Annotated in this window: 10 protein-coding genes; 7 read left to right on the top strand and 3 right to left on the bottom strand. The window is 37.3% G+C overall.

The annotated features are described in order from the left end of the window. Positions 1-153: 153 nt before the first annotated feature. Positions 154-3,339, top strand: coding sequence for a TonB-dependent receptor (locus tag AC27VX_RS17850; RefSeq protein WP_488696997.1), 3,186 nt, complete (start codon positions 154-156; stop codon positions 3,337-3,339). 172 nt (positions 3,340-3,511) lie between these two features. On the opposite strand, the gene AC27VX_RS17845 is transcribed toward AC27VX_RS17850, so the two are convergent. From AC27VX_RS17845 to AC27VX_RS17835, 3 genes are all read right to left on the bottom strand, one after another. Beyond that, complete coding sequence (locus tag AC27VX_RS17845) at positions 3,512-5,179, bottom strand: ribonucleoside-diphosphate reductase subunit alpha (protein WP_262912559.1); 1,668 nt, start codon at positions 5,177-5,179, stop codon at positions 3,512-3,514. Positions 5,180-5,228: 49 nt separating this feature from the next. After that, on the bottom strand, positions 5,229-5,519 hold the full coding sequence (locus AC27VX_RS17840) for a hypothetical protein (protein WP_236855763.1): 291 nt from the start codon (positions 5,517-5,519) through the stop codon (positions 5,229-5,231). 97 nt (positions 5,520-5,616) lie between these two features. After that, the gene (locus AC27VX_RS17835) at positions 5,617-6,591 is read right to left on the bottom strand and encodes a ribonucleotide-diphosphate reductase subunit beta (protein WP_236855762.1); all 975 of its coding nucleotides are present in this window, start codon (positions 6,589-6,591) and stop codon (positions 5,617-5,619) included. A gap of 424 nt (positions 6,592-7,015) precedes the next feature. Between AC27VX_RS17835 and AC27VX_RS17830 the strand changes: the two genes are divergently transcribed. The 6 genes from AC27VX_RS17830 (at position 7,016) to AC27VX_RS17805 (ending at position 13,821) form a co-directional block, all read left to right on the top strand. Continuing rightward, positions 7,016-7,705 carry an ABC transporter ATP-binding protein gene (locus tag AC27VX_RS17830; protein WP_236855761.1) on the top strand — a complete coding sequence of 230 codons (690 nt, stop codon included), beginning with the start codon at positions 7,016-7,018 and terminating at the stop codon, positions 7,703-7,705. A gap of 102 nt (positions 7,706-7,807) precedes the next feature. Continuing rightward, on the top strand, positions 7,808-8,089 hold the full coding sequence (locus AC27VX_RS17825; protein WP_300686378.1) for a four helix bundle protein: 282 nt from the start codon (positions 7,808-7,810) through the stop codon (positions 8,087-8,089). Between the two features lie 204 nt (positions 8,090-8,293). Beyond that, a complete protein-coding gene (locus tag AC27VX_RS17820) occupies positions 8,294-9,523 on the top strand; it encodes an ABC transporter permease (RefSeq protein WP_488696993.1) in 1,230 nt (409 codons plus the stop codon). 83 nt (positions 9,524-9,606) lie between these two features. Continuing rightward, complete coding sequence (locus AC27VX_RS17815; protein WP_109738417.1) at positions 9,607-10,878, top strand: ABC transporter permease; 1,272 nt, start codon at positions 9,607-9,609, stop codon at positions 10,876-10,878. A 77-nt stretch (positions 10,879-10,955) separates the two neighbouring features. Beyond that, on the top strand, positions 10,956-12,167 hold the full coding sequence (locus AC27VX_RS17810; protein ID WP_236855759.1) for an efflux RND transporter periplasmic adaptor subunit: 1,212 nt from the start codon (positions 10,956-10,958) through the stop codon (positions 12,165-12,167). A 139-nt stretch (positions 12,168-12,306) separates the two neighbouring features. Next, positions 12,307-13,821 carry a glycosyltransferase family 39 protein gene (locus AC27VX_RS17805; protein WP_488696990.1) on the top strand — a complete coding sequence of 505 codons (1,515 nt, stop codon included), beginning with the start codon at positions 12,307-12,309 and terminating at the stop codon, positions 13,819-13,821. Positions 13,822-13,823 lie beyond the last annotated feature (2 nt).

Here is a 13,823-nt window from a genome sequence, read left to right as displayed (position 1 = left end):
AATGGTTCAGGTATTCACTCATTTATGATATGTTGATTAAGTTTTTTTTAAGGAAATGTTAAACATTCTGTTATATAATGTTAATTCTATGTTACCATACTTGATGTGGATGACGTCTAATTTTGCATCAGAATTGTAACAATAAAAAAAATCATGAAGAATAAAATAATCTGTGCCTTTGCTTTATTATCGTTTGGTTTTGCATTTTCACAGGAAACCAGTTCAAAAATTTTTGGACGGCTAAAAGGAACTTCTTCCGAAGTTACGGTGAAGGTAGTGCACATTCCTACCAACAGTACTTTTGAAACAAAAAGCAACACAAAAGGACAGTTCAGTTTAGACAATCTTCAGCCTGGAGGACCGTATTCTATAGAAATATCAGACGGATCACGGGTTATCTATTCCAATCCCGGAATTCAGCTGTCACTCGGAAACAACGATCTGCCCGTGGTGGACGTGACAGGAAATGAAAAGACCATTGATGAGGTAAAGATTACTTCCAAAAAGACGAGTGTGAAATATGGTGTGGGTATTAGTCAGGCACAGATCTCAGGGCTGCCCAATATCAACAGAGGTATTCAGGATGTCACCAAATTGGTTCCTCAAAGTGCCAATAATTCTTTTAACGGAACCAACTTCAGATACAATAACGTTACTATTGACGGATCCATCAATAATGATGCGATCGGTTTCAGCCCTTCTCTGGGAGGACAGACCGGAACATCAGGAATGCCGGGAAGCAGCACACGTTCCAATTCCATCAGTCTGGATGCTATTCAGGATGTGCAGGTCTATATTGCCCCTTATGATGTTAAGCTTGGAAATTTCCTTGGAGGGAGTATCAATGCCGTAACCCGAAGCGGAAGTAATGATGTCACGGGATCTATCTATGCCTATGGAAGGAATGCCGCTATTACCGGAAACAACAGAATAGGAGACAACTCAAAAATGCCGAAAGCTTTTGAAGATGTTATTTACGGAGGGAGAATAGGGCTGCCTGTGGTAAAAGATAAAGTATTTCTATTTTCGAATCTGGAATACACCAAGAGAAGAGATCCCGTATTTTATAATGCCAACGATCCGAATGCTCTGGTGAATGATGCGGTAGCCGGGCAGATTTCTGATTTTGTACGGAATAAATACGGCTTCAATACAGGAAGCTTCGACGGATACAATAACTTCTCCGAAAGCGCCAAGCTCTTCAATAAATTGGACTGGAAAATCAATGACAAACACTCGCTGTCCATCAAAAACAACACCGTGTTTTCACAGGCTTCAAATCTGGAAAGGGATGGTGCCAATTTCAGGTTTGCCAGTATGGATTTCGTTCAGAAAAATACGGCGTCCACTACCACTCTGGAGCTTAAAAGCCGCTTTAATGACAGATGGAATAACAATCTGGTATTGGGATACTCTTCTATTCACGATTACAGAGATCCTACTTCCGGTAATGCTATGTTTCCACAGGTAGAAATAGCCTATAACGGAGGAACGATTCTTCTTGGGAATGACAGGGAAGCTACTGTTTTCAATATGAAACAGAAAACTTTTGAGATCACAGACAATCTTACCTATAAAACAGGAAACCATACATTCCTTTTAGGAACCCACAATGAGTTGTACAATATCGATTACGGTTTTGTCAATGCTTTGAACGGAAGAATCTCTTATAAAAGTTTAAATGATTTCTATAATGGCAATCCTTCCAGAATAAGAGGGACCTATCCGTTTAACGGAGAAGGGAGGGAAGCCCTTTTTGACAATCCGTATGCACAGTATAAAGTAAATCTTCTGTCTCTGTATTTTCAGGATGAAATCAATTGGGGAAGAGTGAGGTTGTCTCCGGGAGTAAGAGTAGACTATACCGATCTGCCCAATAAACCACAACTGAGCCCGCTTGTGAACAGTTCTCCGCAGGATCCTAATTATGGGAATACCTATACGTATACTCCGCTGAGCCAGCTTACGAACAATTATCTGAATAAACCTACATTCTCTCCAAGACTAGGATTTACATATGACATTACTGAAGACCGTTCTATGGTATTGAGAGGAGGCTCCGGGATCTTTGTGGGAAGAATTCCTTTTGCATGGTTAGGATATGCTTATTATAATGATGGAGTTGGCTTTGGAAGCTATGATTACAATGCTCCGACGACAGCTCAGCTGGCTGCGAATGGAGATCCGCTGATGAGTTCCAATTTCCCGAAATGGCAGAATTCATCAAAAGTTCAGGTAGACCTTATTGATAATAATTTTAAAATGCCAAGAGTCTGGAGAAGTTCGTTAGCATTTGATTATACAAAGTCCGGATATAAACTTACATTGGAAGGAATCTATACAAAGGTGCTTTATGACCTGAAATTCCAGCAGGTGAATAAAACAGACAATGTAACCTATTACAGCTATGATGTGAATCATGAGATGCCGATTTATACGACCAATATCAACAGTAACTTTTCTAATGCCTATCTTTTATCCAATACTAAAGAAGGGTACCGTTACAACCTGACAGCGCAGCTTTCAAAATCGTATAATTTCGGATTCAATTTCTTTGTGGCGTATACCTATGGTGATGCGAAGGATATCACCAATGGTATCAGAAACTCTATGGAAAGTAACTGGCAGATGAACCAGTCTCTGACTCCTAATGACCCTAAGCTTACCACTTCCAATTTTGCCATTAAAAACAGAATAGTAGCAAATCTTGGATACGGTTTTAATGTTTCTAAGCTTAACAGACTATCTGCCAATGTCTATTTTAATGCACAGTCAGGAAATCCTTTTTCATGGGGATTCATTAACAGTACAATTGCCAATACAGGGCAGGCAGCAGGACTTGCCTATATATTCAAAGATGCAGCTGAAGCCGCGAAATACATAGTTCCTATAAAAGACGGATCTGGTAATGTCTTAGTGACGGCCCAACAGCAGATTGCAGATTATGAAAGCTTTGTGAACAATAATGATTACCTGAAATCCAGAAGAGGAAAATTCACAGAAAGAAACGGAGATGTTACCCCTTGGAATATACAGGCTGATATTAAGATAGTGGACGAAATCAGACTGAGCGAAAAGTCTAAGAACAGCATCCAGATCTCATTAAGCATTATCAACTTTACCAACTTGTTGAATAAAGATTGGGGTAAGGTATATTTTGTACCTAATACCTTCAACTCTACAGCAAGTGTAGGACTTACAAAAGTGGGGAATGTGGCTTCGGGGCAGCCGGCTGCAGGAGATCCTACTTATAATTTTAAAACACCTGGTTTACCTTACACGATTGATCAGTTTGCATCCAGATTCCAGGCACAGCTGGGAGTCCGATACAACTTCTAATGATCAGTCTTTTATTTTACTTTATACAACTTTTTCAATGGACCCGGATTTTCTTTCCGGGTCTGTTTTTTTGTTTGAATCTTTTACAGGGTAAGTCATTTATGAGATTTTACTTCCATAAAAAAGCACGCCATCCGGCGTGCTTTTTTATGAGGTATTTATTATTTGAAATTTATGCTTCGCAAGCTGAACAGGTTACAAAATTAACCATCATTTCTTTTGAAACAGAAGAACTTCTTTGATAGTAAAGTGTTTTTACACCTTTTTTCCAGGCTTCAATGTAAAGATAGTTAACATCTTTCACAGGCATTGTAGAAGGAATCTGAAGATTCAGTGACTGCGCCTGGTCGATATATTGCTGTCTCTGTGCTGCCTGGGAAATAATTTCCATAGGAGAGATTTCTTTGAAGGTTTTGAATACCGCTTTTTCTTCTTCAGTTAATTCAGTTAAATGCTGTACAGAACCATGGTTTAGCATAATCGTTCTCCATGTTTCCTCATTATCTAATCCTTTTTCTTCTAATAATTTAGCAAGGTATTTGTTCTTACGCATAAAGTTTCCTTTTGCTAAACCTGCTTTATAATAATTGGATGCAAAAGGCTCTATTCCCGGAGACGTTTGTCCTAAAATAGCAGAACTTGATGTGGTAGGAGCGATGGCCATGGTTGTCGTATTTCTCAAACCATATCCCTTTAATAATTCCGGCTCTCCATAGATGTTGGCAAGCTCTCTTGAAGCCTGCTCAGCCTGTTCTTTGATATGTTTGAAAGCTCTTGCATTGAATTGAGTCGCCTCAAAACTTTCAAACGGAATCATGTTTTTCTGTAAATAAGAATGGTATCCTAAAACTCCCAATCCAAGCGCTCTGTGACGCATAGCGAAGTTTCTTGCTCCCTGTAAATAGTAATTTCCTTCTGTTTTTTCAATAAATTCTGATAATACAGCATCTAAGAAATAGACAGCAAGTTTTACAGCATCTGTATCTTTCCATTCATCATACAATTCAAGGTTCATTGATGATAAACAGCAGATGAAAGATTCTTCTCTTGTGGAAGGAAGCATGATTTCGGAACAAAGATTACTTGCATTAACAGTCATTCCAAGGTCTTTGTAAACCTGAGGTTTGTTTCTGTTTACATTATCAGTAAAGAAAATATAAGGAAGACCTTTTTGCTGGCGGCTTTCTAAAACTCTTGCCCAGATCTTACGCTTATCCATATCACCGTCAATCATGTCCTGCATCCAGTAATCCGGCACGCAGATTCCTGTGAATAGGTTTTGGATAGGGCTTCCGATATCTTTGATAGATAAAAACTCTTCAATATCTCCGTGGTCAATGTCAAGATAAGCAGCAAAAGCTCCTCTTCTTACTCCTCCCTGAGAAACTACGTCCATTGCCGTATCAAACAATTTCATGAAAGAAACAGCTCCTGAAGATTTCCCGTTATCTGTAACTGCAGTACCTCTGTTACGAAGTTCTCCAAAATATCCTGAAGTTCCGCCTCCTATTTTTGTCTGCATAATTACTTCACCCATTTTGTGAGTAATTCCTTCAATGCTGTCTGGGATATGTACGTTGAAACATGAGATAGGAAGACCTCTCTGTGTTCCCATATTGGCCCATACCGGTGAAGAGAAACTGATCCACCCTTTGGTAATCATTTCCTTGAAAGCAGCCTGTAATTCCGGTTTATATAATTTTTTTGCGGCAGCAGTGGTGATTCTGTCGATAGCTCCGTCTACTGTTTCTCCTTTCAGCAGATATCCTCTGTTCAACATCTGCTCAGACTCTTCATTGAGCCACCATATATTTGAATTTTGTTCTTCCATAGATGCTATATTTTCGAATTCCGGAGTGAGGTTGTCACTCCGGAATTTTGTTTTATACTTATATTAGTGATTGTAAAATTTCTACTTTGTGGGAATCATTCAGCCCACTTTCATCTCTTAATCTTTGAAATTCTTCAAAAGATGGTACATTCAAAACTTCATGTTGCACGTCTTCATTGATATAGTTTGAATAATGTACAAAGGTAACACCATCTTCTTTTACAAAGACTTTATATTCAAAAGCAGACTGATCCAGATTTTTAAAATCATTCAAAAACTTTTGAATATTAACTTTATTGTCAGGAACAAATTCAGGCTTTACCGTGTAGGTTACTATTACATTGATCATCTTTACTATTTGTGCTTGCTGAATAGTCTGTCATTACTGTAAATGACATTTTTCTAATACGATGTGTTTTGACGCTCGCTTCGCTCGCGCCGTTTTATTAAAACAAATCGTTAGCTGTAATACTTTTATCGTGTTTTGTGTAATCTACAGGCCTTTTTGCAAAGAAATCGTCCATAGAGTTGGCAAAAACCTCCTCTTCAAACCATTTCATAGGGCGGTACTGCTCTGGAGAAACATTGTAACGGGTTTCCATATTGATTTTCTTCAAACTGTCATCAACACGATATTTCATGAAGTTGAGAAGATCTTCTCTGGAGAAAACATTTAATTCTCCCAGTTCAAAGATCCAGTCCAGAATCTCACCTTCCAATTCTATAGATTGATCTACAAGGGTATAGATGTCTTCGATATCTGAATCTGTTAATAGATCCGGCTGCTCCTCACGGATTTTATTGATTAAATAAATTCCTGCATTGGCATGAATTTGCTCATCTATGGAGGTCCAGGCAATAATATTGGAAACATTCTTCATATATCCTTTGAATCTTGTGAAGGATAGAATGATTGCAAATTGAGAGAACAGAGATACATTTTCAATTAAAATACTGAATAATAAAAGAGAAGAAACGTACTCTTTCGGTGTTGTGGAATTAGCGTGTTTAAGAACATTTGACAAGAAGTCAATTCTCTTTTTAACAGCAGGAATTTCTATTACCGACGAAAATTCTTCATTATATCCCAGCACTTCCAATAAACGGGAATAAGCTTCAGAATGACGAAATTCACATTCTGCAAAAGTAGCTCCTAAGCCGTTCAGTTCCGGTTTTGGCATGTGGTTGTATAGGTTTCCCCAGAATGTCTTTACAGACACCTCGATCTGTGCAATGGCTAAAAGCGCATTTTTCACAGCATGCTTCTCATTGGGTTCCAACTGCGAATGAAAATCCTGAACATCTGCAGTAAAATCCACTTCCGAATGTACCCAGAACGATTTGTTGATTGCCTCTACAAATTGAAGAACCTCGGGGTATTCAAATGGCTTATAACTTACTCTTTTATCAAAAATTCCCATATTAAATATCTTTATAATTAAATAATTTAGATCTCTGTGGATAACGTTCAGGAAATACTTAACTTTTTGTTTTTCTGCGTATTGTAAATAAAAGTTATTCACGGCTGCGATTTCGTATTTCTTGTAAAGAACTAGATACAAAGTTCGAAAAAAAGAACTGATTTTAAAAGAGGTAAATACTAATAGGTTGACTTTTAGCTGTAAAAGTTTTCCACATTTACATGAAACTGGCTCGAATAATAGGCTAGACCGCATTATTGGGGATAAAAGGATGTAAACGCCAAGTTACAATTAAACAAAAAAACGTAAAGTGTTATAAATAAAGAGATATCCTGTTAAACAAAAAAATATTTGAATATATTTTCTTTCTTGTAACAATTTGAAAATATCATCTACTTATTGGGTATAAAACATACATCACTTAATGTTAGTAATTCAGGATTTACATAAGTCATACGATACAGGGAAAAGCAAGCTTCATGTTCTCAAGGGAATCAATCTGGATATTTCTGAGGGGGAATTTGTTTCCATTATGGGAAGTTCAGGTTCCGGGAAGTCTACGCTTCTTAATATTATTGGTATTCTGGATGAGAAAGATTCGGGAACCTATGAATTGGATGGTGTTCCTATCGAACATCTATCCGAAATAAAAGCAGCGGAGTACAGAAGTAAGTTTTTAGGATTTATTTTTCAGTCTTTCAACTTAATTAATTATAAAACGGCTTTAGAAAACGTAGCTCTTCCTTTATATTATCAGGATGTACCGAGGAAAGAACGTAATCTGAAAGCAATGGAATATCTGGAGAAAGTAGGGCTGGCACAATGGGCCAACCACCTGCCCAGTGAACTTTCGGGAGGTCAGAAACAGAGAGTAGCCATCGCAAGGGCATTAATTACCAATCCGAAAGTGGTATTGGCAGATGAGCCTACGGGAGCATTAGACTCTAAGACCACTCATGATATTATGAAGCTTCTTCAGGATATTAATAATGAGGGAAAAACAATCATTGTGGTCACCCACGAGCCGGATGTTGCTGCACAGACTAAAAGAAATGTAGTGCTGAAAGACGGAATCATTGAAAGTGATGAGTTTATTAAGCAGATTGTGTTATAAGTGAATACTGAATGGTCAATTTTGCTTCGCAAATGAATTTTACAATTGAGGAAGACAAATAATTTATAAACCACACACAAATGAATATGAAAAAAAATAAAAATGTTTTTAAATCTGAACCATTATAAACTTGACGTTTATCAATCAGCCAGAGAATTAAGAATAGAATGTTATAAGATTTTATCTAAAATTCCTGATCATGAAAAGTTTAATATAATTGACCAGATACGAAGAGCTTCTACTTCAGTGGTATTAAATATTACTGAAGGATGTTCAAGAAAATCTGAACTGGAAAGGAAAAGGTATTTTGAAATTGCCAGAGGTTCGGTTGTTGAGTTGGATTCTTGTTTTGATATCATTATAGAATGTAATTATATTAAATAGAGGAATTAAGAAAAATTGGAAACTTAATAAAAACAGCATTTATATTGTTAAGTAAAATGCTGAAAAAAGAGTAGAAATGTGAAAATTAATTAGGTTCGTAATTAAAGTCTTGTGAAGACTACATTGACAGCAAAGTTAATTGACTTCGAAGAAAATTGAGCGCGCAGCTAATTGACTTTTTTACAAAGTAAAAAAATAAAAACTATGTTTGACCTAGATCGTTGGCAGGAAATATTCAGTTCGATCCGCAGTAATGTACTTCGGACAGTTCTTTCGGGGTTTACAGTAGCTTTGGGACTGTTTATTTTCATTGTACTTTTTGGAATTGGAAAAGGGCTCCAGAATGCTTTTTCTGAAGGATTTTCAGGAGATGCTAAAAACCTGATTTCCATTACCACAGGGAAAACTACATTAGCTTATAAAGGATTGCAGTCCGATCGTACTGTTACGTTGAATAACAAGGACTATGATTTTCTTATTAATACTGATAAGAAGAATGTAGGTGCTTCAAGTCCCAGATATAATGCCAGCTTAATGGTGAAGTACGGAAAAGAAAGCGGAATTTATCAGGTACACGGAGCGGAACCAGGTGAGCAGATCATTGAAAACAGAAAGATGATTGATGGCAGATACATTACCTCCCGTGACTTGGCAGGAATGCAAAATGTTGCAGTAATTGGAAGGATGGTGCAGAGGGATTTGATTAAAAACGGAAGTCCTGTAGGAAAGGAGCTTGATATCAACGGAACAATGTTCAAGGTTATAGGCGTGTTTTCTGATGATGGAGGAGATTGGGATGAAAGACATATTACAGTACCTATTACAACTCTGCAGCAAATGAAAAAAGGTTCTGATACCGTAAGTATAGCCTATATCTCTTACAGTGACAAACTGACTCCTGAGCAGGCTATCAAATATGGAGATGAATTAAAAGATAGATTAAAATCAAGAAAAAATGTTTCTCCGGATGATGAAAATGGGGTACGGGTCTGGAACAATGCTAAGAATATGAATGATACATTCGTTTTTATGGCAGTACTTACAGCGATTGTAGGATTTATTGGATTGGGGACTTTATTGGCCGGAATTATCGGGATCAGTAACATTATGGTGTATATCGTAAAAGAAAGAACCAAAGAGATAGGAGTACGAAAAGCTATTGGTGCCAAACCAAGTGGAATTGTAGGCCTGATTGTTCAGGAAAGTGTCGTGATTACAGTGGTGTCAGGACTTGTAGGAGTTGGAGTAGGGGTTTTGACATTAAGCCTTATTGGCGATAGTCTTGAAGAGTTTTTCATTAAAAGTCCAAGTGTGGGATGGGGAGCTATTTTAATGGCATTCATTGCACTGATTTTCTCAGGATTAATTGCAGGATTTGTTCCGGCGTACAGAGCTTCAAGAATCAAACCTATTGAAGCACTGAGAACAGAGTAAGGAATAGGCAAAAGGCGAAGAAAAACATCGTCGGATAAAACAAATTGATAGAATTCATAATTTATAACATATAATTCAAAAAGGTGAATATCATATTTAAAAAAGATACTTGGCAGGAGATCTATTATTCATTGAGGAATAATAAGCTCCGAACATTTCTTACCATGATTGGTGTAGGATGGGGGATGTTTTTGTATGTAAGCCTTCTTGGAGCAGCCAAAGGGATGGAGAATGGTTTTGATAAACTATTTTCAGGTTTTGCAACCAACTCAATCTTCCTGTGGGCACAGAAAACCTCTATTCCCTATGAAGGATTTCCGAAAGGAAGAGAAGTTCACCTGAAACTATCCGATATGGAAATGCTGAAAAGGAAAGTAACAGCCATAGATTATATATCACCGCAAAATGCCAGAGGAAGCTTTACCGGAACACCGGGAGAAGCCATGTCCAGGAATGGTAAAAACGGAACGTATTCACTTACAGGAGACTATTCTGTAGGAAATAAAATTTCAGAAAAGAAACTGATCTTTGGACGCTATATCAATGATGCAGACGTTTCCGGAAATAAAAATGTAGTGGTGATCGGCGAAGAAATTTATAAGAACTTTTTTGATTCCAAGAAGAAAGAAAACCCAATCGGACAGTCGATCAATATAAAAGGATTATTCTTTAATGTAATTGGAGTATTCCGCGTAAAAAAAGGAGGCGGATTTGAAAATGACCAGACCGCTTTTATTCCACTTTCTACTTATACGAAAGTGTATAATGCGGGAGATCAGATTGACATGTTCGCTATTGTAAGTAAGCCCAATGCCAATGTGAATTCGGTAGAAGAAGATGTAAAGCAGGTTTTGAAAACAAAGAACAAAGTTTCACCTGAAGATACTAATGCCTTCGGTAGTTTCAATTTGGGGAAAGAATTTAAAAAACTTACAGGCTTCCTTACGGGAATGCAGCTCTTAACCATTATAGTAGGAACATTGACGATCCTTGCGGGTGTAATTGCTATTTCCAATATCCTGTTGATTACCGTAAAGGAAAGAACCAAGGAGATTGGAATCAGAAGAGCATTGGGGGCAAAGCCGGCTGAAGTACGAAATCAGATTTTGCTGGAAAGTGTTGTGATCACTCTTTCCTCGGGATTATTAGGCTTTATGTTCGGAATCTTTGTGCTGATGATATTAAATGCGGTCACACAAGGACAGGATTCATTCCCTTTTTATAATCCGACGGTCAACTATGGGAATGTATTTGCAGCGATGGCGGTAATGGTGATTTTGGGACTGATTATTGGAATGATCCCTGCTCAAAGAGCGGTGAAAATCAGACCTATTGAAGCGTTAAGAACAGAATAATAGAGTAGCAAACGAAGTAAAAAGCAAATCTGTAAATAAGCAGATTCACGAATAAAAATAAAAAATAAACTATACATATGAAAAAGAAATTCACTTGGAAAAAAGCCATTTATATAGTGTTGGGGCTTTTCTTTGCAGTGGCATTGTTCTCAGGGATTAGCTATCTTGTCAAATCAAACTCTAAAGAAGGAGAGGCTTTTCTTACCCGTAAACCTACTGTTCAGAATATGGACGATAAGGTAATGGCTACGGGGAAAATTGTTCCCAAAGAAGAAATTGAAATTAAACCCAATATTGCCGGGATCATAGATAAAATCTTAGTAAAAGAAGGAGATAAGGTAGAAGTGGGGCAACTGATTGCTACCGTAAAAATTGTTCCAAGTATCTCTGAAGTGAATGCTGCACAGCAGGAAGTTCAAAATGCACAGATTCAGATCAGTAATGCACAGATGAATGTAGGGAATATGCAGAAGCAGTTTGAAATGCAAGATAAATTGTACAAACAGGGAGTAGCTTCCAAACAGGAGTTCCTGAATTCTCAGCAGCAACTGTTTTCTCAACAGCAAACTCTTAAAAATTCTCAGCAGCAATTGAATACTGCTCAGAAAAGATTACAAATCGCTAAGACGGGAGCAACTCCTGAACTTCAAGGGCAGGGATTAGCTACCACCGAGATCCGTTCCAAAGCTTCGGGTACCGTACTGGAAGTTCCTGTAAAAGCTGGAAGTCAGGTGATTGAAGCGAATAACTTTAATGCGGGTACAACCATTTGTTCAGTGGCAGATTTGAACTCTTTGATTTTTAAAGGAGAAATTGATGAAGCGCAAGCCGGAAAATTAAGCCAGGGTATGGACATGAATATTGTAATCGGTGCTTTACAAAATAAAACTTTCCCTGGGAAGCTGACGATGATCGCTCCAAAAGGAAAAGATAATGCCGGAACTATTAAATTCCCGGTTGAAGGAAACGTATACAATCCTAATAATGAATATATCAGAGCTGGTTTCTCTGCAAACGGAGAAATTGTTTTGAGCTCTCAGAAAAATGCTTTATTGCTGGACGAGTCTTTAGTGCAGTATGAAAAGAAACAAGGAAAAGATGTTCCTTATGCAGAAGTAAAGCAAAAAGACGGAAAGTTTAAAAAAGTATATCTGAAACTTGGAGCAAGTGATGGTATTAATGTTCAGGTTCTTCCTGGATCTGATATTACAAAAGACTCTGAAGTGAAAGTATGGAACCCGTCTGATAAAGACAAAGAAGAATTAAAAGAAAAGTCAAAAGCAAAATAATAAACTGACCCTATAAATTTTAAACTGTTCAATCCCGAAGATTTTTTCTTTGGGATTTTTTTTATTGATAAAACAAAGTGTAAATATGTAACGAAAATGAAATTTGAACTGTCTTATCTTTAAATTAAAACCAGTAAATATGAAAAAAGACCGTCTGATACTTTTTCTTTTTATCGTAGCAAAATTTATTCTTCAGTATTCGTTGATCAATCCGGAATATGAATTGCAACGGGATGAATATTTACATCTTGATCAGGCGAATCATTTGGCATGGGGGTATTTGTCTGTTCCGCCTGTCAGTTCCTGGATTGCCTTGTTGATAAAAGTATTGGGTAATTCTGAATTTTGGGTTAAATTTTTTCCGGCTTTATTCGGAGCCTTAACAATGGTTGTCGTCTGGAGGACTATTGAAGCACTGAAAGGTAGTCTCTTTGCGCTTGTGCTAGCTTCTTCAGGACTGCTGTTTTCAACGTTACTTCGCCTAAATATGCTGTTTCAGCCCAATTCGCTGGATATATTTTTTTGGACCCTCTTTTTTTATATTCTGATACAATATGTAAATACAGAAAAAATAAAATGGCTTTACTGGGGCGGACTTGTTTTTGGGATCGGAATTTTAAGCAAATATAATATTGCATTTCTTGCATTAGGTTTCGTTCCTGCACTTTTGATGACAAAGCAAAGGAAAGTTTTTGCCAATCCTCATTTATATGGTGCTGCATTGTTAGCTTTTATCATTATTTTACCCAATCTTCTTTGGCAGTATAACAATGGCTTTCCGGTTATCCACCATATGAAGGAGCTTGCTGAAACTCAATTGGTCAATGTAAACAGATTTGATTTTTTCAAATCTCAGCTTCTTTTCTTTATAGGAGTAACTTTTGTGATTCTTTTTGGTTTTTATGCCCTGTTGTTTTACAAGCCATTTGAAAAATTTAGTTTTTTCTTCTGGGGATATGTTATAACGATTGGACTGTTTGTGTTTTTTAAAGCGAAAAACTACTATGCAATCGGCCTTTATCCTATTTATATAGGTTTTGGCTCTGTTTATCTTGAGTATCTTCTTAAGAGTGGATGGAAGCGTTTTCTTAAACCGGTTTGCCTTCTACATCCGTTAATTTTGTTTATTCCTATCTATAATGTTGCATTTCCCAATAAAAGTCCGGAATTTATTGCGAGCCATCCGGAAGTGTATTCCAAATTTGGAGATTTGCGCTGGGAAGACGGAAAAGACCATTCCTTACCCCAGGACTTTGCTGATATGCTGGGCTGGAAGGAGCTTGCTCAAAAAGTAGATCATGAATATGCTGGCTTATCAAAAACGGGAAATACTCTGGTACTTTGTGATAATTACGGACAGGCTGGAGCAATCAACTATTACTCAACCAAAGGCATAAAAGCAGTTTCGTTCAATGCAGACTATATCAATTGGTTTGATTTAAGTAAAAAGTATAAAAACCTTATCAGGGTGAAAGACCGCCCCGAAGACGAACTTCAAAAAACAGGATCTTTTTTTGAACATTCTAAGGTAGCAGGTTTTGTCACCAACAAGTATGCAAGAGAAAAAGGAACTGTAATTTTCAGCTTTGAAGGGGGGAAAATAGATATACGAAAAAGGCTGCAGGATGAAATAATAAAAGTTAAAAGCAGATAATA

This window comes from Chryseobacterium sp. 14P4.3.2, from assembly GCF_057799275.1.
This window is presented reverse-complemented; position numbering and strand designations above follow the sequence as displayed.